20 protein-coding genes, 1 tRNA gene and 2 pseudogenes are annotated in these 19,286 nt (G+C 68.1%); 9 read left to right on the top strand and 14 right to left on the bottom strand.

Features of this window, described 5'->3' with window-relative positions; genetic code table 11:
- Window positions 1-18: 18 nt before the first annotated feature.
- Complete coding sequence (locus nbrcactino_RS12810) at window positions 19-846, top strand: spermidine synthase (RefSeq protein ID WP_161927934.1); 828 nt, start codon at window positions 19-21, stop codon at window positions 844-846.
- On the opposite strand, the gene nbrcactino_RS12805 is transcribed toward nbrcactino_RS12810, so the two are convergent.
- Together nbrcactino_RS12805 and nbrcactino_RS12800 are read right to left on the bottom strand one after the other, a co-directional pair.
- Window positions 834-1,646, bottom strand: coding sequence for a maleylpyruvate isomerase family mycothiol-dependent enzyme (locus nbrcactino_RS12805; RefSeq protein ID WP_161927933.1), 813 nt, complete (start codon window positions 1,644-1,646; stop codon window positions 834-836). The two genes, nbrcactino_RS12810 and nbrcactino_RS12805, sit on opposite strands and share 13 nt — an antisense overlap.
- Complete coding sequence (locus nbrcactino_RS12800) at window positions 1,646-2,941, bottom strand: family 1 glycosylhydrolase (RefSeq protein ID WP_161927932.1); 1,296 nt, start codon at window positions 2,939-2,941, stop codon at window positions 1,646-1,648. The genes nbrcactino_RS12805 and nbrcactino_RS12800 overlap by 1 nt, the downstream gene beginning before the upstream one ends.
- Window positions 2,942-3,001: 60 nt before the next feature.
- Between nbrcactino_RS12800 and nbrcactino_RS12795 the strand changes: the two genes are divergently transcribed.
- Complete coding sequence (locus tag nbrcactino_RS12795) at window positions 3,002-3,961, top strand: CE1 family esterase (protein WP_228460857.1); 960 nt, start codon at window positions 3,002-3,004, stop codon at window positions 3,959-3,961.
- A gap of 92 nt (window positions 3,962-4,053) precedes the next feature.
- On the opposite strand, the pseudogene nbrcactino_RS18215 reads toward nbrcactino_RS12795, so the two are convergent.
- The 3 genes and pseudogenes from nbrcactino_RS18215 to nbrcactino_RS18520 form a co-directional block, all read right to left on the bottom strand.
- Window positions 4,054-4,182: pseudogene (locus nbrcactino_RS18215) on the bottom strand (aldehyde dehydrogenase family protein); the annotation flags it as partial.
- A gap of 117 nt (window positions 4,183-4,299) precedes the next feature.
- On the bottom strand, window positions 4,300-4,680 hold the full coding sequence (locus tag nbrcactino_RS18210; protein WP_228460856.1) for a hypothetical protein: 381 nt from the start codon (window positions 4,678-4,680) through the stop codon (window positions 4,300-4,302).
- A 22-nt stretch (window positions 4,681-4,702) separates the two neighbouring features.
- Window positions 4,703-5,107, bottom strand: a pseudogene (locus nbrcactino_RS18520) (esterase/lipase family protein); the annotation flags it as partial.
- A 187-nt stretch (window positions 5,108-5,294) separates the two neighbouring features.
- Between nbrcactino_RS18520 and nbrcactino_RS12780 the strand changes: the two are divergent.
- Window positions 5,295-5,882: a TetR/AcrR family transcriptional regulator gene (locus nbrcactino_RS12780; protein ID WP_161927930.1), complete on the top strand. Its 588-nt coding sequence runs from the start codon at window positions 5,295-5,297 to the stop codon at window positions 5,880-5,882.
- 39 nt (window positions 5,883-5,921) lie between these two features.
- Here nbrcactino_RS12780 and nbrcactino_RS12775 read toward each other — a convergent pair.
- The 6 genes from nbrcactino_RS12775 to nbrcactino_RS18205 all read right to left on the bottom strand — a co-directional run bounded on the left by nbrcactino_RS12775 (window position 5,922) and on the right by nbrcactino_RS18205 (window position 8,425).
- Window positions 5,922-5,993: transfer RNA gene (locus nbrcactino_RS12775), tRNA-Val, on the bottom strand.
- A 72-nt stretch (window positions 5,994-6,065) separates the two neighbouring features.
- Window positions 6,066-6,530 (bottom strand): peroxiredoxin, encoded by a 465-nt coding sequence (locus tag nbrcactino_RS12770; protein ID WP_161927929.1) that lies wholly within the window; start codon window positions 6,528-6,530, stop codon window positions 6,066-6,068.
- Window position 6,531: 1 nt separating this feature from the next.
- The gene (locus tag nbrcactino_RS12765; protein WP_161927928.1) at window positions 6,532-6,945 is read right to left on the bottom strand and encodes a DUF3052 domain-containing protein; all 414 of its coding nucleotides are present in this window, start codon (window positions 6,943-6,945) and stop codon (window positions 6,532-6,534) included.
- 108 nt (window positions 6,946-7,053) lie between these two features.
- Window positions 7,054-7,530, bottom strand: coding sequence for an Rv2240c family protein (locus nbrcactino_RS12760; protein ID WP_161927927.1), 477 nt, complete (start codon window positions 7,528-7,530; stop codon window positions 7,054-7,056).
- Window positions 7,531-7,544: 14 nt separating this feature from the next.
- Window positions 7,545-8,057, bottom strand: a complete 513-nt coding sequence (locus nbrcactino_RS12755) for an Rv2240c family protein (protein WP_161927926.1) — start codon at window positions 8,055-8,057, stop codon at window positions 7,545-7,547.
- Entirely contained in the window at window positions 8,054-8,425 is a 372-nt protein-coding gene (locus nbrcactino_RS18205) for a hypothetical protein (RefSeq protein ID WP_228460855.1), read from the bottom strand. Before nbrcactino_RS18205 ends, nbrcactino_RS12755 begins: the two co-directional genes overlap by 4 nt.
- Before the next feature lie 223 nt (window positions 8,426-8,648).
- Here nbrcactino_RS18205 and aceE point away from each other — a divergent pair, with 223 nt between their 5' ends.
- The 6 genes from aceE (at window position 8,649) to nbrcactino_RS12720 (ending at window position 17,005) form a co-directional block, all read left to right on the top strand.
- Entirely contained in the window at window positions 8,649-11,435 is a 2,787-nt protein-coding gene (gene aceE, locus nbrcactino_RS12745; RefSeq protein WP_228460854.1) for a pyruvate dehydrogenase (acetyl-transferring), homodimeric type, read from the top strand.
- A 24-nt stretch (window positions 11,436-11,459) separates the two neighbouring features.
- The gene (locus tag nbrcactino_RS12740; protein WP_161927925.1) at window positions 11,460-12,731 is read left to right on the top strand and encodes a PucR family transcriptional regulator; all 1,272 of its coding nucleotides are present in this window, start codon (window positions 11,460-11,462) and stop codon (window positions 12,729-12,731) included.
- 195 nt (window positions 12,732-12,926) lie between these two features.
- On the top strand, window positions 12,927-13,835 hold the full coding sequence (locus tag nbrcactino_RS12735) for an ACP S-malonyltransferase (RefSeq protein WP_161927924.1): 909 nt from the start codon (window positions 12,927-12,929) through the stop codon (window positions 13,833-13,835).
- 91 nt (window positions 13,836-13,926) lie between these two features.
- The gene (acpM, locus tag nbrcactino_RS12730; protein ID WP_161927923.1) at window positions 13,927-14,232 is read left to right on the top strand and encodes a meromycolate extension acyl carrier protein AcpM; all 306 of its coding nucleotides are present in this window, start codon (window positions 13,927-13,929) and stop codon (window positions 14,230-14,232) included.
- Window positions 14,229-15,500, top strand: a complete 1,272-nt coding sequence (locus tag nbrcactino_RS12725) for a KasA/KasB family beta-ketoacyl-ACP synthase (RefSeq protein WP_161927922.1) — start codon at window positions 14,229-14,231, stop codon at window positions 15,498-15,500. Before acpM ends, nbrcactino_RS12725 begins: the two co-directional genes overlap by 4 nt.
- A gap of 56 nt (window positions 15,501-15,556) precedes the next feature.
- Complete coding sequence (locus nbrcactino_RS12720; protein ID WP_161927921.1) at window positions 15,557-17,005, top strand: acyl-CoA carboxylase subunit beta; 1,449 nt, start codon at window positions 15,557-15,559, stop codon at window positions 17,003-17,005.
- Window positions 17,006-17,104: 99 nt separating this feature from the next.
- Here the strand turns inward: nbrcactino_RS12720 and nbrcactino_RS12715 are convergent, their stop codons facing one another.
- The 3 genes from nbrcactino_RS12715 to nbrcactino_RS12705 form a co-directional block, all read right to left on the bottom strand.
- Window positions 17,105-17,623, bottom strand: a complete 519-nt coding sequence (locus nbrcactino_RS12715) for a DUF3145 domain-containing protein (protein WP_161928032.1) — start codon at window positions 17,621-17,623, stop codon at window positions 17,105-17,107.
- Between the two features lie 86 nt (window positions 17,624-17,709).
- Window positions 17,710-18,099, bottom strand: a complete 390-nt coding sequence (locus nbrcactino_RS12710; protein ID WP_161927920.1) for a hypothetical protein — start codon at window positions 18,097-18,099, stop codon at window positions 17,710-17,712.
- A gap of 36 nt (window positions 18,100-18,135) precedes the next feature.
- Complete coding sequence (locus tag nbrcactino_RS12705) at window positions 18,136-19,260, bottom strand: baeRF11 domain-containing protein (protein WP_161927919.1); 1,125 nt, start codon at window positions 19,258-19,260, stop codon at window positions 18,136-18,138.
- Window positions 19,261-19,286 lie beyond the last annotated feature (26 nt).

The following is a 19,286-nucleotide window of genomic DNA, read 5'->3' as shown; positions in this document are numbered from 1 at the left end:
CCCCATAGACTGGGCCGGGTGGCACCGCGCAACACCGGCCCCGCCCCGGGCCGCTACCCCATCGACACCGGAACCGCCGAGCTCAGCCCCTCCGACGGCGGCTGGCTGGTCCGCATCAACGGCGCCGAGAGCAGCCACATCGACCCCGACGACCCGGCACGGCTGGATTTCGAATACATGCGGCAGATGGCCTTGGTCATCGAAGAGCGCTACGGCGCCGCCGCGCGCCCGCCGCGCGTCCTGCACCTGGGGGCGGCCGCCTGCGCCCTGCCGCGCTACCTCGACCACCGGTTCCCGGGCGCCCGCCAGGTGGCGGTGGAGATCGACGCCGCGCTGGCGGCGTACGCGCGCGAGTGGTTCGACCTGCCGCGCGCGCCGGCGCTGCGCATCCGCGTCGGCGACGCCCGCGACGTCGTCGAGTCGTTGACGCCGGGCACGCGCGACATCGTCATCCGCGACGCCTTCCGCGACGAACGCGCACCGGCGCATCTGACCACCGTCGAGTTCACCGAAGCCGTGGCGGCACTCCTCGACGACGGCGGTCTCTACCTCGTCAACAGCGCCGACGACCGGCGGCTGCACCTGGCCCGTACCGAGGTGGCGACCATCGCCTCGGTCTTTCCGCATGTCGCCGTGATCGCCGACGCCGCCATGCTCAAGGGCCGGCGCACCGGCAATGTGGTGGTCGCCGCGTCCCGCTCCCCGCTGGCCGCGACCGCATCGCTGACGCGCGCACTGCTGTCCGACCCGCTGCCGGCGCAGATCCTCGACGGGCAGCGCGCCGCGGGCTTCGCCGGTGCGGCGACTCCCCTGCGGGACGGCCGGTCACCCGATCAGATCGTGTAGGCGAGGTGGTCGGCGATCTGGCGCCCCAGGGCGTCGTCACCGGCGATCGCCACCGCCGACGGATCGGCGTCGCGTCGCCCGCCGATGAGCCGGAAGAATTGCGCGGTGTCGACGGTGAGCGCCACGTCGGGCTCGGCCTGGTCGGCGGGGACCAGCCGGGCCCGCTCCGCGACCGACACGGCGATCGACCGGGAGACCAGGCCGGTGAGCTCGACGAGCACGGTCGTCCCGGCCGGGACGCCGGCCCGTTTGGCCATCACGTAGGGCAGCGATGCCGACGCCTCGTCGACGGCGACCGTGGCCGGACCCGCCGTCGTGGGCGGGGCGAGCCCCAGACCGTCGCGGACGTCGAGCTCATGGATCCAGCAGTCGAATACCCGGATCCGCATGAACCGCCCGTAGGTGTCCGGACCGGCCGGAGTCATAGTTTCGGCCGCGAGGTCGGCGTCTGTCATGGTGGCGAGCGCCGCCGATCGCTCGGCGATGACCGCGTCGAACTCGGCGAGGAGCCCGACGCGATCCTGGGACGCGAACTGCGCGATCCACTTCTCGTTCAACTCACCGATCGGGTTGTGGACGTGGGCCCGACCCGCAACGTCGTACTCGGGTACCCGCCGCCCGGCGAGCAGGCTCTCGGTACCGATGACATGGGCCAGGATGTCGGCGTTGCGCCACCCCGGCAAGACCGACGCCGCAGCGAACCGGGCGTCGTCGAGGCTGCCGAACAGCTCGCGCAGCGCCGCCCACTCCTGCGCAAGGGCGGCCACGGCCGCTGCCGCATCGACCGCGGGATCGGCCATCAGTGCACCGGTTCCAGGCAACTCACGGCCGCGTCGACGACCGAGCACGGTTCGGGGGCGCGCGTGGGCCGGTAGTGGGGACCGACGCCGTTGCGGGCGATGATCCGCCGGTAGACCGGCACCGCATCGGTCGGGATGCGCCGCAGACTGGGGTCGCGCAGGACGTTGACCGTGTACAGGCCGAAGCGCGGCGTGAAGCTGCCCCACTCGTAGTTGTCGGTCAGACTCCAATAGTTGTAGCCGAACACCGGGATCCCGTCGGCCCGCGCCCGCTGGACCCAGTAGACGATGTCGGCGAGGTGGTCGCCGCGACGGTAACCGTCGGCGCGCGGCTTGCCGTCGGCGGTGGGCATGCCGCTCTCCACGATGTAGATCGGCTTGCCCGGGTAGCGCCGCGCGTTGTACCGGAGCGCGTAATAGATGCTCTCCGCGTTGATCGGCAGCCCGGCCATCCCATCGCTGAGACCGTTGGCCGACGCCAGCGGGTTGCTGAGCGAGAAGCTGTAGTAGTTGTCGAGGCCGACGAAGTCGGCATGCGCCATGAAGCGGTCGGTGAGGAACGGGTCGATGACGCCTTCGGCGCCGAGGGGCATGTAGGCGGAGTTCGACGTCACCATCGCCTTGGGTTGGACCCGGTGGATCTCGCGGTAGATCCGGCGGTGGACTTCGACCATGCGGTCGGCCATCACCGGCGCCGAGGCCGGTGTCAGTTCATTGCGCATCAGCTGTTGGGCGACGTTCATGATGGGCTCGTTGAACGTCACCCACAGCGGGTTGTACTTGGCGAACCGGTGTACCACCTGGTTCGCGTAGGCCAGCCACCAGCGCACCGCCGCCGGGTTGGCCCAGCTGCCGGCTTTGCTCATCCACCGCGGGTAGACCCAGTGGTCGATGGTGATCATCGGCCGCATCCCGGCGGCGACGATCGCGCCGATCATGTCGTCGTAGTAGGCCCACTCCCGCTCGTCGAAGCGGTGCGGCGACGGCTGCACCCGCGCCCATTCGACCCCGACGCGGTACACCTTGGCGCCGAGTCCCCGGGCCAGCGCGATGTCCGAGCGGTAGCGGTGGCGGAAGTCGACGGACCGGCCGATCGGCGTCTGCCCGGGCTGCAGCACGGTCCAGTTGCTCGCCGGCAGACCACCGGGCGATCCCTCCGACTGGAATCCCGACGACGCGACGCCCCAGAGGAAGTCCTGCGGCAACGGGGATGCGGCATGGCTCGCCGATGGCACGGTCATCGCCAGCATCGCGGCGCCGAGCGTCGCGATGCCCAGCCGTGTCGGAAACTTCATTCGCCCTCCTGGTGAGGCTCGGTGGATGCCGTCATCGCGGCCCACCCTATTCTGTTGGTCGTGCTTTCTCGTCGTCTTGCGCTATCTGCCGGAGTCCTCGCCGCCGCGGGCCTCCTTGGCGGCAGCGCTGCGCAATGCATGCTGGCCGCCCCTCGGGTCGAAGCCGAAACCGCCGCCGGGTGCAGCGGTTCGGCCAATCTGTCCGCGAGCACGTCGGTGGCCCGCACGGTGACCGTCAACGGCGTCGAACGACATTTCCGGGTCCACCTCCCCGCCGGGTACAGCAAGAACCGGGCCACCCCGCTGATCCTCGCCTTCCACGGCCGCGGCGAGCGTGCCGCCATGTTCGAGCGCTACACCCAGATCTCCCGATTGCCGGCGATCGCGGTGTACCCCGAGGGCCTCCGCAGCCCGGAGGGCCCCCGATCGTGGCAGTCCGCGCCTTACGCCAACGCCAAGGCCGACGATGTCGCGTTCACCCGCGCGATTCTGCGCATCGTGCGCGCCCAGGCGTGTGTCGACAACTCGCGCGTCTTCGCCGTCGGGCGGTCCAACGGCGGCGGCCTGGCCAACCTCCTCGCCTGCCGGTTGCCGGGCCAGTTCGCCGCGGTGGCGATGGTCTCCGCCGCCTTCTACCCGCAGGGGCAGCGCGGTTGCGAGCACGCGCCGCCGGTCTCGCGCATCGAATTCCACGGCACCGCCGACCCGATCGTCCCCTACGACGGAACCCGCAAGTTCGGCTATCCGCTGCCGGCCATCCCCCAGGAGGTCGGCGGTTGGGTCCGCCAGGCGGGCTGTCAACCGCCGGTGCAGCGCCGAATCGCCGCGGAGACCGTGCGCACCGACTGGTACCTGTGCCGCCCGCTGGGCATCATGATCAGCCACGTGCGGATCGACGGCGGGACCCATCGCTGGCCGGGATCCACCGACGCCGGGTGGCGGCCGTCGAACCGGATCAACGCCGCCGCCCTGATCTGGCAATTCTTCGCCCTCCAACGCCCCGGGCTGTACGGGAGCTGAGTAGCGTGCCCGAATCGGTACGCCCCGTGAATCTCTGTCGAACACAGTGGGCGTACCCCGGCCGGAGGTCGGCAAAGATGTGCCAGCGCCGCGGCGAATCGTTCCAGAATGTCTGCACGATCATCAGGGCTCATCGCGGACCATCCCGGGAGTGCGGCTCGCGCGGCGGACACCGCCGCGTCGATGTCCGTGATGCGGTTTCGCGAACGGTGGCGCGTCACGGCAGCACAGCGGCGAACGGGAGAACCGGGACACACCGCGGTGTCCTCGGGCGGGCCGGATCGAGCGCTTTCCGGATCAAGTCGAGGGCGCGAGGATCGAAGAGTCCGGAGAGGTGATCAGACAGATCGATTGGGCACCCGTTCTGCAGGACGATGTTGCGTACCCCCGGGTGCCGAAGGAACTGAGACGGGGAGGGGGGTGACCACTTCGTCATACCTGCTGGCGATCATGGTGTATTCGACCCCGCGCTGGATTTCGCCGGCGAACCGCTCGCCCGGATAGTGCGTCGCGCTGTTCAGGCGCCGCATGGACTCCGAGTGTGGGTAGAACTGCTGGCAGGCACGGCACGCAAACCTCAGCGGGTCCGCCTTGGGCGGGACGTGCTCGATGAGCGCGCTGGTGCCGAACATCGTCGTGCCGTGCGTGCCGGGGTTGAGGCCGACAAAGGCGCCGACTTTGGGTGTTCCGTCGGGCCACACGGAGTCGCCGTAACGCATCCAATAGCGGCATTGCCCCACCTTGAGACTGACCGACGATGTCAACCCGCCGGGTGCCGGTCGCCCGAAGCACCCGGTTGAGGAAGGGGCCGAACTGCTTCATCGCCGAGACTTCCACCGGTCCGGTGCCCTTGAAGATCGAACCGACGGGCGCGCCGTAGTTGAGGGCGTATACGCAGTACCCGTCGTTCTTCAGCAGCGGTGACAAGGTGTTCCAAGCCAGACCGCGCGGGGAAATGGTCCCGTGTACCAGTATCACCGGTCGCCGATGAGCCTTCGACGGTTTGCATGACCAGTCGTTCGCACCGGGCGGCACCGCGTCCGGGGCGGCGAGCCATGAAGCATATGCGGGCGCTGCGCTGTACGACACGGGGAGAGTCGCTGCGGCAGGTGCGGCATGGGCGAGTGCTGCCGGCACGAACAGCATCGTCGCGAAGATGATTGTCACTATGCGTGCACGCATGGACCGGGTCCTTCCGCTAGTTCTTGGATCAATCGAGGGCGTGGAACTGCGAGCCCGGGTACCGCCCGGTGGGCGACTCCCACTTCTTGACAATTAGTCACGTTTTGAGCACGTACGATGATCTGACAATCTGTCAACCTTCGGAGGGGCGATGGCGCAAGCGCGGCGAAACAAACGTGGTGAGGCCCAGCGACAGGAGCTGCTTGAGGCGGCGGCACAGAGATTCGCCCACGAGCCGTATGACCAGGTCTCGTTGGACGCGATCGCAGCTGACGCGGGCATGTCGCGGCCGAGCCTGTACTACTACTTCGGCTCCAAGCGCGACTGCTATCTGGCGGTCATCGAATCTTGGGGCAGCCAGATGTTGATCACCGCGGATGCCGCGAAGGGTCTGGGGAGGGACGACGTCGTCGCCCGCTTGCTGGACACGTACCTGGACTTCGCGGAGAACTCCGAGGAGGCTTACCGCACGGTCATGGGCGGCGGCCTGGGCAACGATCCACAGGTGCAAGCCTTCATCAATCAATGGCGGACGCGATTCAGCGAGCTCATCATGCATCTCGCCGGGAGGGATGCGCCCGTGACTCCAGCGATCCGGATACAACTCAGCGGGTTCCTGGGCTTCATCGAAGGAGCGACGCTTGATTGGCTAGATCACCGCGACGTACCCCGCTCGGACCTCAGTGCGCTGCTTCGCGACGCCGGCAAGCAGATCATGCTCGAACACTCGCAGGCCTGAACATCACGATGCCAAGCTGACCGGCGCGTGGTTTGACGGTGCGCGCAAAGGGATTCGAACCCCTGACCGCTGGTGTGTAAGACCAGAGCTCTACCGCTGAGCTATACGCGCCTATCCCCCGCGACCCGCGGTGGAACCCCGCAAATCTAGCGCGCCCGGCGCCACGGGTTCAAACGAGAGCGGTCAGGCCAGACTCAGCGCGCGCTCCCACACCGTCTCGTCGCGCGGCGCGCCCGGTTCGGCGACGTCGGAGAACCGCACGCGGCGGTCCCGGTCGACCAGGACGGTGCCGCGCAGCGGGTAGCCGTGCTGCTCGCTGAACACCCCGTACTGCTGTGCGACGGCCCCGTGCGGCCAGAAATCACTCAACAGGGGAAACAGGAAGCCCTGGGCACTCGACCAGACCTTGTGCGTCGGCGGGGGTCCGACCGACAGCGCCACCGTCGTCAGCGACTCGTTGTCGAACTCCGGCTCCCGGTCTCGGATCAGCGCCAACTCTCCTTCGCAGTTCCCGGTGAAGGCGAGCGGGAAAAAGACCAGCAGTACCTGCCGGTCGGCCGCGAGAGCGGCGAGGTTCACCCGACGGTTGTTCTGGTCGGGCAGGGTGAAGTCCGGTGCGAGGTCCCCGACGGCAATCAGATCCCGCATCTCAGCGGGAACCGCGCGACTTGGGCTGGACCAGTCGCGTCGCAGTCCAGTCGCCCAGGTTGATGACGCTGGTCTGGGTGAGCCCGGTCGTGGCCGCAGCTTCGCTGACCTCGCTCGGCTCGACGTGCCCGTTGCGCCCCGTCTTGGGCGAGAGGACCCATAGGTAGCCGTCATCGGCCAGCGGGCCGATGGCCTCGATCAGCGCATCGGTCAGGTCGCCGTCGTCGTCGCGCCACCACAGCACCACCACGTCGATGACCTCGATCGCGTCCTCGTCGAGCATCTCGGCGTCGATGATGTCTTCGATGTCAGCTCGCAGGTCGTCGTCGGTATCGTCGTCCCAGCCCAACTCCTGGACGACGAGCCCCTTGCTCAGTCCCAACTTTTGCGCACCGGAACCATCGGCGGCGACCACGCGCAACCTCCCTCGATCTGGACGGGCGCCGAGTGGATCTCGACGACCTGTGTTGTTATCCCACCGTCTCGCGGCCGTGAGCGCAAGCCGAAACCCCGATCCCGACGACTATCGGGGAAGAAACCTGCCGCATACCCGGACCAACCGCTGGCGCGCCCGGTCCCACCGACGGGCGGCGGGGTTGAGCTCGTCGCGCTTCTTGCCGACCACCGCCTTGCGGATCGCCGAGGTTGCCTCGGCGGCCCCGGCGAACGGTTGTGTCAAGCCGGCGGGCAACGACTTGCCCTGAGCCGCACGGAGGTTCGCCAAATCGTGGTCGAGCCGAATGATCACCGCGCGGTCGGCGCCGCCAAGTGAGCCCATGTCCTGGGATGAGTTCAGCGCGCTGATCATGGTGTTGTACGCGGCAACCGAGGCACGCATGCCGGCCAGCGTGGTGGCGCATGCCGCCTCGCCGTTGGCGTGTTCGCGCGCGGCCGACCGCTCGGCGACGTAGGACTCGACCTGGGCGCGCGGGGTCTGCGCCTGCCCGGTCACCGTGCACCCCGTCGCCCCGACGATGACGGCGACGACGGCCGCCGCCACCGCTACGACCGGGTTCAGCCGACGTAGGTCTTGCACAAGTCGCGGAACCGGTCCCGCTCGGCATTCATGTCCCGAGCCGCCGAGTTCATGGTGTTGGTATTGCGGGACAGGACGGCGGCGCGCTGGGCCTCTCGGCCGGTGATCATCTTGGCCATCTGCGCCTTGAGGTCCTCGGGCAGATTCCGCTGCGACGACTCGCGCAGCTTGTTGATGTCCAGGTCGATCCGCGCGATCGCCTTGTTCACCAGGTTCGGGTCCCACCCGCCGGAGGCGTTGAAGGCACGCACCATCTCGTTGTAGACGTCGACGCTCTCGCGCATCGTGATCGGGATGGTGACGCATTCCACGAGCGCGTTGGCCTTCTGCTTCTTGACCTCCTGCTGCGCCTTGTAGGCCGCAACCTCGGCGGTCGGAGCGGTGGCCGAGCCCGAGACGGTACACCCGCTCAGCACCCCCACCGCAGTCGCGGCAGCGGCTACGCCGACCACCAGACGACGACGTGCGGATCCAGCGATGGCGTGGTTCATGATTCTCCGTATTGTTTGGCGATGGCCTTGACCCGGCTCAACTCCGAGATATTGCCAAAGATTGCGATCCAGTTGTAGATCAGCGCGGACAAGATCCCGAACCAGCCGAGGCACAGGCAGTGCGCCTGCGCCGCCCAAAACGCCCGGCGCACGTCGGCCAGCGACCCGGTCACCTGCTTCGGACTTGTCAACGACATGATGAGCAGCCCGGTGTGGGCCTTGAAGACCGCGGTGTACACACCCGGGCCCTGGGCGTACTGCGGCTGGGCATACTGCGGCTGCGCGGTCGGAGGCTGAACGGGCGGTGCGATCGGCGCGTACTCCCCCTGCGGCAACGAACCCGGCTGCGGCGGAACGGGTGCGGTCATTGGATCCCCCTCGGATGTCTCAGGCCTCCGACGCTGTTTCCGCCGGTTGCGTCCTTGAGGATAATCGCACGGGCGCCCGGGCACACGCCGAGCCATCCGGCCGCGGGAACCGATGCCACCCCCGGGCCCTCCCCTGAGACCCGCGACACCATTAGGCTGGAGGTGCGAGGCACCTCACCCATGGTGTCCGCCAACCCATTCCACCGCGCACCACCACCGTGCGGTGACAACAGAATCAGAGGAACCGATCACCGTGTCTGACGAGTCGACAACCACCAACCGCGTCCGCGTCATCCGAGAGGGCGTGGCCTCCTATCTGCCCGACATCGACCCGGAGGAAACCTCCGAGTGGGTCAACTCCCTGGACGGGCTGATCGATGCGGCGGGGCCGGCCCGCGCACGGTACCTGATGTTGCGCCTCCTCGAGCGCGCCGGCGAGCGACACGTGTCGATCCCCGCGCTCACCTCGACCGACTACGTCAACACCATCCCCACCGAGAACGAACCCTGGTTCCCCGGCGACGAAGAAGTCGAACGCAACTTCCGCCGCCTCATCCGCTGGAACGCCGCGATCATGGTGCACCGCGCCCAGCGCCCGGGCATCGGGGTCGGCGGCCACATCTCCACCTACGCGTCATCGGCGTCGCTCTACGAAGTCGGTTTCAACCACTTCTTCCGCGGCCAAGACCATCCCGGCGGCGGCGACCAGGTCTTCATCCAAGGTCACGCCTCGCCGGGCATCTACGCCCGCGCCTTCCTCGAGGGCAGACTCACCGAGAGCCAACTCGACGGCTTCCGGCAGGAGCACAGCCATGCCGGGGCCGGCGGTGGGCTGCCGTCCTATCCGCACCCGCGACTGATGCCCGACTTCTGGCAGTTCCCGACGGTGTCGATGGGCCTCGGCCCGATGAACGCGATCATGCAGGCGCGCTTCAACCACTACCTCCACGACCGCGGCCTCACCGACACGAGTGAGCAGCACGTATGGGCGTTTTTGGGCGACGGTGAGATGGACGAGCCCGAATCCCGCGGACTGCTCCAGGTCGCTGCCACCGAGGGCCTGGACAACCTGACCTTCGTCGTCAACTGCAACCTGCAGCGCCTCGACGGCCCGGTCCGCGGCAACGGCAAGATCATCCAGGAACTCGAGTCCTTCTTCCGCGGGGCCGGATGGAACGTCATCAAGGTCGTGTGGGGCCGCGAATGGGACGCCCTCCTGCACGCCGACCGCGACGGCGCCCTGGTCAACCTGATGAACTCAACGCCCGACGGCGACTACCAGACCTATCGCGCCAACGACGGCGCCTTCGTCCGCGAGCACTTCTTCAACCGTGACCCGCGCACCAAGGAACTCGTCAAGAACCTCTCCGACCAGGAGATCTGGAACCTCAAGCGCGGCGGCCACGACTACCGCAAGATCTACGCCGCCTACGCCGCGGCGATGGCCCACAAGGGCCAGCCGACGGTCATCCTGGCGAAGACCATCAAGGGCTACACGCTGGGCAAGCATTTCGAGGGCCGCAATGCGACGCACCAGATGAAAAAGCTGGCCCTCGACGACCTGATCGCCCTGCGGGACACCCTGCGCATCCCCTTCACCGACGAGCAGCTCGAGGCCGACCCGTACCTCCCGCCGTACTACCACCCCGGCGCGGATTCCCCAGAAGTCCGCTACATGGTGGAACGGCGGCACAACCTCGGTGGTTTCGTGCCGAGCCGGCGCACCGCGTCGACTCCGTTGCACCCCGACACCGCCCCCGCCATCGCCGCGGTCGCCAAGGGTTCGGGCAAACAGCAGGTGGCGACCACGATGGCGCTGGTCCGCATCTTCAAGGAACTGCTGCGCGACTCCGAGATCGGTCAGCGGATCGTCCCGATCATCCCGGACGAGGCGCGCACCTTCGGCATGGATTCCTGGTTCCCGTCGCTGAAGATCTACAACCGCCACGGCCAGCTCTACACCTCGGTCGACGCCGAGCTGATGCTCGCCTACAAGGAGAGCCACGCCGGCCAGATCCTGCACGAGGGCATCAACGAGGCCGGTTCCACCGCGAGCTTCACCGCCGTCGGCAGTTCCTATTCGACCCACGGCCTGCCGATGATCCCGCTCTACATCTTCTATTCGATGTTCGGGTTCCAGCGGACCGGGGACAGCTTCTGGGCCGCCGCCGACCAGATGGCGCGCGGGTTCGTCATCGGCGCCACCGCCGGGCGCACCACCCTGACCGGCGAGGGCCTTCAACACAACGACGGCCAGTCGCCGCTCCTCGCGTCGAGCAATCCCGCCGCCGTCATCTACGACCCCGCGTTCGCCTACGAACTCGCCTACATCGTCGACAGCGGCTTGACGCGGATGTACGGGGATTCACCCGAAGACGTCTTCTTCTACATCACCGTCTACAACGAGCCGTTCCACCAGCCGGCGGTACCCGAGGGCCTCGACGTCGACGCACTGCTGCGGGGCATCTACCGCTACTCGCCGGCACCCCAGGTCACGAACGGGGCCCCGGCCAACATCCTCGTCTCGGGGGTCACGATGCCCGACGCCCTGCGGGCGCAGGAATTGCTCGCCGCCGACTGGAACGTCGCGGCCACCGTCTACTCGGTGACGTCGTGGGCCGAACTCGCCCGCGACGGCATCCGGGCCGATCGAGCGACTCTGTTGTCCCCGTCCGCCGACATCGAAGCACCGTTCGTGACGCGTCAGCTCAGTGCCGATGCCACCGTCGCGGTCAGCGACTACCAGCGGGCGGTCCAGGAACAGATCCGCGCCTACGTGCCGGGCACCTACCTGACGCTGGGCACCGACGGCTTCGGCTTCTCCGACACCCGGCCGGCCGCGCGCCGGGTGTTCAACGTCGACGCCGAGTCGATCGTCGTCGGTGTCCTGCTCGCGCTGGCCCGCGACGGGAAGCTGGACAGGTCGGTCGCCGCGCAAGCCGCACAGCGGTACCGGATCGACGACGTCAATGCCGCGCCGGAGCAGACCAGCGACCCAGGGGTGGCGTAGGCCCGGCGGCCATACACTGAGGGGATGCCCGACGCGCAACCGAGTCAACAGTTCCCCGGCATGGATGTGTTCGGGGAACGCGGCGCGCACGTGCCCACCCCGGCGAACGTGCGTGACGCACTCCCGGACACACTGCTGCGCCGGATCAAGCAGTACAGCGGACGCCTGGCCACCGAGGCCGTGCATTCGATGTCCGACCAGCTCCCCTATTTCTCCGAACTCGACGCCGCCCAGCGCGCCTCGGTGCAGTTGGTCGTCCAGACCGCGGTGGTCAACTTCGCGGAGTGGATCCAGGACCCCGAGGGGAACGTCAAGTTCACCGTCGAGGCCTTCCAGGTGGTCCCGCAGGACCTCGCCCGCCGGATCACACTGCTGCAGACCGTCGAAATGGTTCGCGCGGCGATGGAGTTCTTCGAGAAGTGGCTGCCGCTGCTCGCCCGCAACGACGAACAGCTGCGGGCGCTGACCGAATCGGTCCTGCGCTACGGACGCGAGATCGGCTTCGCCGCCGCTTCGATCTACGCCACCGCGGCCGAGTCGCGCGGCGCATGGGACTCGCGGCTGGAGGCGCTGGTCGTCGACGCCGTCGTGCGCGGCGACACCGGCCCGCAGCTGATGTCGCGCGCGGCCGCGTTGAACTGGGCCTCCGACGCCGCCGCGACGGTGATCGTCGGCAACCCGCCGCCGGAACAGAACGTGTCGGTTCCGCTCACGATCCACAACACCGCGGTCGCGCACGACCGCTCGGCGCTCTCCGTCGTCCAGGGGTCGGCGCTGGTCACCATCGTGAGCGGGCCCATCACCGCCACCGAACCGTTCGTCGCCGAGTTGCTGGACAACTTCGCCGAGGGCCCGGTGGTCATCGGTCCGACCATGCCCGACCTCGAGAGCGCCCACACCAGCGCCGTCGAGGCGCTGGCCGGAATGGAGGCGGTCGTCGGATGGCCGGGCGCCCCGCGCCCGGTGCACAGCCTGGAGCTGTTGCCCGAACGCGCACTGGCCGGGGACCCGACCGCGGCGGTCACCCTCATCCAAACCCTCACCAAGCCGCTCAGCGCCGCGGGGGCGAATCTCACGGCGACGTTGGAGGCCTACCTGGACGCCGGCGGGTCGGTCGAGTCATGCGCCCGGACGCTGTTCGTCCACCCCAATACTGTCCGATATCGACTAAAACGAATCGCCGAAATCACCGGGCGTGACGCAACTAACCCGCGTGACGCCTATGTCTTGCGCGTGGCAACTACTGTCGGTCGTTTGACTCACTTCCGAGACAAATTGCAATCACCAGCCACTTGAGTCACACGGGCAACATGGGCGTCTTACTGTTTTCCCAGGTTGAGGGGGTTTGGACTCGATTTGGTAACGGATAACGACCCGGCGTCGGAGACGGCACACCCAGGGGCGCCTTTGTAGGAATCCTACAAATTGCGCCGTCAAGGTTCATGCTCGACAACACCGTCATCAGATGCGTTTAGGGTGTTCCCTAACAAGGTGCTTACGTTGCTTGCGCCCGGACAGGGCTCTCAGACGCCCGGCATGCTCACCGATTGGTTGGAGCTTGCCGGCGCCCGCGATCAGCTGGCGACTTGGTCGAAGCTGACCGGGCTCGAGCTGGAACGGCTCGGGACCACCGCGACGGCCGAGGAGATCACCGACACCGCGATCACCCAGCCGCTCGTCGTCGCCGCGGCCCTCCTCGCCTACGACGAGGTCGCCAAGCAACATCCGCTTCCCGCCGACACCATCGTCGCCGGACACTCGGTCGGCGAGTTGGCCGCCGCCGCCATCGCCGGCGTGATCACCGCGGACGAGGCCGTCACCCTGGCCGCGATCCGGGGCCGGGAGATGGCCCGCGCCTGCGCGCTCACCCCGACCACGATGGCCGCCGTTCTCGGCGGCAACGAGGACGAGGTCCTCGCCCGCCTCGACGAACTCGACCTGGTGCCCGCCAACCGCAACGCCGTCGGGCAGATCGTCGCCGCCGGCACTGTCGATGCCATCGATGAGCTCGTCGCGAACCCGCCGGAGAAGGCACGCACCCGCAAACTGGCCGTGGCCGGCGCCTTCCACACCGCATATATGGAACCCGCCCAGCAGGCCGTTGCCGAGGCCGCGGCCGCCATCACCCCGTCCGATCCCGCGCTCACACTGCTGTCGAACTCGGACGGCAAGGCCGTCACCGACGGCGCCGAGGCGCTGGCCAAGCTCGTCGCCCAGGTGACCCGGCCGGTGCGCTGGGACCTGTGCTCGGTGACGATGCGCGAATTGGGTACCACCGGCCTCGCCGAACTGCCCCCCGCCGGGACCCTCGTCGGGATTGCCAAGCGCGAACTCAAGGGCACCCCCACCCTGGCCCTGAAGACCCCCGACAGCATCGCGGGCCTCAAAGAACTTGGATGAACCGGAACTCACCAGAGTTGTCCAAGCAGCCGTAGCCGCTGCTCCGGTAGGTAATCGAACACCGAATTCGTAGACAGAAGGGAGCCACATCGTGGCCGCCACCCAGGAAGAACTCATTGCCGGCATCGCCGAGATCATCGAGGAAGTCACCGGTATCGACCCGTCCGAGGTGACGATCGAGAAGTCCTTCGTCGACGACCTGGACATCGACTCGCTGTCGCTCGTCGAGATCGCCGTGCAGATCGAGGACAAGTACGGCGTCAAGGTTCCCGACGAGGACCTCGCCGGCCTGCGCACCGTCGGTGACGCCGTCAGTTACATCCAGAAGCTCGAGGCCGAGAACCCCGAGGCTGCCGCTGCGATCGCCGCCAGCGTCAAGGAGGGCAAGGACGCGTGACCGCATCGCTTCGCGAGTACTCCACGCTGGGAGGGAACTTTCCCAGCGTGGTGGTGACGTCGATGGTCGCCACCACCTCGCTGGGCGTCGACCTCGATTCCACGTGGGACGGACTGCTCAAGGGTGAGTCCGGTATCCGCGAGCTGACCGGAGACTTCGTCACCAAATACGGCGAACTCCCTTGCCGCATCGGCGGCAAGCTCCTCCAGGACCCGTCCGAGGAAGTCACGCGCGTCGAGGCTCGCCGCATGGCCTACGTCGAGAGGGTCGCGCACGTCATGAGCAAGCGCCTCTGGGCGCATGCCGGCGAGCCCGAAGTGGATCCCAACCGTCTCGCAGTCGTCCTTGGCACCGGCCAGGGTGGCGGCGACGCGATGATCCACAACTGGGCCGCCATGGAAGAGTCGATGAACTACCGCAAGGTGTCACCGCTCGCCGTCCAGATGGCCATGCCCAACGGTCCGGCCGGCGTCGTCGGCCTGAACGTGGGCGCGCGCGCCGGCGTGATCACCCCGGTCTCGGCGTGTTCGTCGGGTGCCGAGGCGATTGCCCACGCGTGGCGACACATCGTCCTGGGCGACGCAGACATGGTCGTCTGCGGTGGTGTCGAGGGATACATCGATGCGATTCCGATCGCCGCATTCACCATGATGCGGGCGATGAGCACCCGTAACGACGAGCCGGCCGCCGCGTCGCGCCCGTTCGACAAGGACCGCGACGGCTTCGTGTTCGGTGAAGCCGCCGCCATGCTCATCCTCGAGCGCGAGGAGCACGCCAAGGCGCGCGGGGCGCACATCCACGCCCGCGTCCTCGGTGCCGGTATCACCTCAGATGGTTTCCACCTGGTGGCACCCGATCCCAGCGGACAGGGGAACTCGCGGGCGATGTCCCGCGCGATCCAGACCGCTGGATTGAGTCCCAAGGACATCAGCCACATCAACGCCCATGCCACGTCGACCCCGGTCGGCGATACCGCCGAGGCGGCAGGCATCCAGGCGGCGGTGGGCAACCACGCGGCGATCTACGCTCCCAAGTCGGCGCTGGGCCACTCGATCGGCGCCGTGGGTGCCCTCGAGTCGGTGCTGACGATGAAGGCGGTGGAGGAAGGCGTTGTTCCGCCGACCCTCAACCTGGAGAATCTGGATCCCGAGTGCGGTGACATCGACGTCGTCCACGGCGAACCCCGTCGCGGCGACTTCGAGTACGCGCTCAACAACTCGTTCGGTTTCGGCGGCCACAACGTGGCCATCGCGATCGGGCGGTACTAACCGAAGATGTGACGCACAACCGGCCACTCCGCTAACACCGACGCGAGGAGGAAGCGATGACCACCTTGGCACCACTGACCAGCCAGGAGGGATCGGCGGATCCGCGAGATCCGCTGCTTCGCTTGACCAACTTCTTCGACGAGGGGACCGTGCAGCTCCTGCATCCCCGGGATCGTTCCGGGGTGCAGGCGGCCACCGGTCTGGTGAACGGAGTCGAGACCGTCTCCTACTGCACCGATGGCACCGTCATGGGCGGGGCCATGGGGGTGGTCGGTTGTGCACACATCGTCGATGCCATCGACACCGCGATTGCCAAGCAGGCACCGGTCGTCGGCATCTGGCACTCCGGCGGGGCCCGCCTCGCCGAGGGGGTGGAGGCCCTCCACGCGGTCGGCCGGGTCTTTGAGGCCATGGTCCGCGCCTCGGGCTACATCCCCCAGCTTTCCGTCGTCGTCGGCTTTGCCGCCGGCGGCGCCGCCTACGGCCCGGCGCTGACCGACGTCGTCATCATGGCTCCGGCCGGACGGGTCTTCGTGACCGGCCCCGACGTCGTGCGCAGTGTCACCGGCGAGGACGTCGACATGGAGACGCTGGGCGGGCCGCACACCCACGGCAAGAAGTCCGGCGTCTGCCACATCACCGCCGATTCCGAGTCCGATGCCCTGTGGCGGGCACGGCGCCTCGTCGCGACCTTCGGCAAGCAAGGCGACGTCGACGAGGATCGGGCACGGGCCGGCGACACCGACCTGCGGGCCCTGCTGCCCGAGTCCAACCGCCGCGCCTACGACGTACACCCGATCGTGCGCCAACTCCTCGACACCGACACCGGTGTCGACGGCACCGAGATCTCCTCGTTCGAGGAGCTCCAGGCCAAGTGGGCCCCCAACATCGTCATCGGCTTCGGCCGCCTCGCCGGGCGCAGCGTCGGCGTCATCGCCAACAACCCCCTGCGGATGGGCGGTTGTCTCAACTCCCTCAGCGCCGAGAAGGCCTCGAGGTTCGTCCGCCTGTGCGACTCCTTCGGCATCCCGCTCGTGGTGCTCACCGACGTCCCCGGGTATCTCCCCGGCGTCGGACAGGAGTGGGAGGGTGTCGTGCGCCGCGGTGCCAAGCTCCTGCACGCGTTCGCCGAGTGCAGCGTCCCCCGGGTCACCCTGGTGACGCGCAAGATCTACGGCGGCGCCTACATCGCGATGAACTCCCGCGCCCTGGGCGCCACGGCGGTCTTCGCCTGGCCGGGCTCCGAAGTGGCCGTGATGGGCGCCAAGGCGGCCGTCGGCATCCTGCACAAGAAGGCCCTGGCCGCCGCACCCGACGATGAGCGGGAGGCCCTGCACGAGCAATTGGCCGCCGAGCACGAGGCGATCGCGGGCGGCGTCGGCCGCGCCCAGTCGATCGGCGTGGTGGACGAGATCATCGATCCCGCCGTCACGCGCAGCACGCTGGCCGCGGCGATCGCGCAAGCGCCGGCCCGCCGCGGGCGACACAAGAACATCCCCCTCTGACCGTCCGTCCGACCCTCAGTCACAACGGGCCGCCAGACACCACGAGCCCCCCGCATCCGTTGACGCGGGGGGTTCGTGTCATCCAACGTTTGCGGTCTACTACCCCACCCGTTGGGCAAGCCAGGTCGCCTCGGCCCCGACGGAGCCCATGCGATAGTTCTCCAGTTCGTTGTCCCAGGCGGTGCCCAGGGCCGCGTGCAACTCGCCGGCGAGGCCGCGGCCGTCCGGCTGGGCGTCCATCAGCGACCGAACCTGCATCTCGCCCAGGATCACGTCGCCGTTGGCGGCCGTCGAACCGTGCCACAGCCCCAATCCGGGCACGTAGCTGAAACGCTGGCCGTCGACGCCGTCACTGGGATCCTCGGTGACCTCGAAGCGCAGCGAGGACCACTCGCGCAGGGCCGTGACCAGGCGCGCGGCAGTCGCGACCGGCCCCACCCAGTCCGCGGTGGCCCGCTGCATGCCGGGCTCGGCATCCTGCGGCGACCACTTCAACTGGGCGCGGACATTCAGGGTCGACGACAACGCCCACTCCACATGTGGGCAGAGCGCCACGGGAGCGGCATGGATGTACACCACACCCGTCGCGTAGTCCGCAAACTGCGTCAGGTTGCGCACCTTGATCACCTCCGGTTCGACGAGGAACGTCTTCCCCAACACACCTCGTCGACGCCCGGTGGCGCTTGTTATCACATCTCTCGTGTCTAGTGTGCCCTATGGGACGCGTGTTGCGCTAGTTCTTCGTGGTGTAAATGTTTCTCGAATCCGACCTCGGTGATTCGCCGGATCCGCGCCCACACCGACTCGAACGTCAGGAACACCGCACACGCGATCGCCACCGAGCCCGGAATGAAGACGAGCAGGTTGTCGATCCGCTCCCAGGCGCGCGGGCTCCACAGCGCGACCCACGTCAGCAGCAGCGCGATCACCGTCGCCGCCTCCCCCAAGAAGCTCGCGACCACGAAGACGATCGCCGCCTTGCGGTGCCGCTGGACCATCTTCGACGAGAAGTGGAAGTTCGCGGCGAAGGCCAGCAGCAGGACCGCGTAGACCGACAGGAGTAGACCGAGGTCATCGGACGAGAGCTCGCGCATGCGCCGAGGTTAACCGAGTCCGGTGCCGCCTGCGGCCTACTGCGACAACGGGTGGCGCAGCCGGGCCACCGCCGTTCCGTTCCAGATCTCCGCGTCGATGTCGGCGGCGCGCACCGGCACCACCGTGCCGCCGTTGGCCAGCACGACGATCGCGATCCGCGACAGCAGGTCGTACCCGTCGTCGGAGTACTCGAGGGCCCCGGTGTCGTTGTGCAGCCGACCCAAGACGTCGACGGTGAAGTCGTAGACCAGGGTGTCGACGGAGCCGCCGACCGCAGCGCGGGCGATGTCGACGAGATCGGTGGCGACCAGCCCCTTGCCGACCCCGTCGGCGATGGTGTTGACCGTCGTGCTGGCCCGGGCGGCGTTGATCCCGTCCAGTCGGGAGCGGATGGCCTCGTCGATCTGGTCGGCCCGCAGCTCATCCGGGCTACCGGGGACGACCACGACCTCGCGGGTGCCGAAACCGACGTGGCCGACCATGTCCTGCAGCGGATCGGCGGCGAAGAGGAACAACGGCCGCTGGCCGGTGGGGTCATCGCGGTTCAGCGCGAGCCCGACGGTCTCGGCGACCTGCTTGGCGTAGCTCTCCAGCAACACTTTGTTGCCCTCGTCGCCCTGCAGCCGGCGCACGGCCGCGCGCCCCCGCACGGTCGCACGGTTGGTGGCCTCGGCGACGTCGCCGATGCCCTCGGCGTCGATCTCGAACTCGTGGGCCACCTCGTCGGCCGAGGCGTGCCAGACGTTCCAGCCGTGGGCGGAGACCGTCAACGCGTAGGCATCCTGCGGGCCGGCCACGGCGCGCACGAACTGGCCCAGGTCGAAGTACTTGCTCACCTGCAGCTGGTGCGCCAGGTTGTTCGGCACGACGAAGATCTCCGCCTTCTCGGCAGTGCTGAAGATCGCCAGCGAACGCGACAGCCGGTGCCAGCAATCATCCGCCAAGATCTCCGCGGAGCGCTCACGGAAGGCGGTCTCCAGCGCATGGTTGGCGCCGCGCTCGCGCAGGGTGCGGATCGCTTCATCCATCGAGCTCTTGACCGTGGTCTTCGCCACTTCGTGCTCGGCCGCGGTCGCCGGCAGATAGACCGTCACCGCGTTCTCCTGGGGAGCGCCCATCTCGATCAACTCGGCGGTGGTGGGGAATTCGTAGCGGGCCACTGACGCTGTCTCCTTGCAGTCGTCAA

Source organism: Gordonia crocea, assembly GCF_009932435.1.
In the GTDB taxonomy this organism is placed as follows: Bacteria; Actinomycetota; Actinomycetes; order Mycobacteriales; family Mycobacteriaceae; genus Gordonia; species Gordonia crocea.
This window is presented reverse-complemented; position numbering and strand designations above follow the sequence as displayed.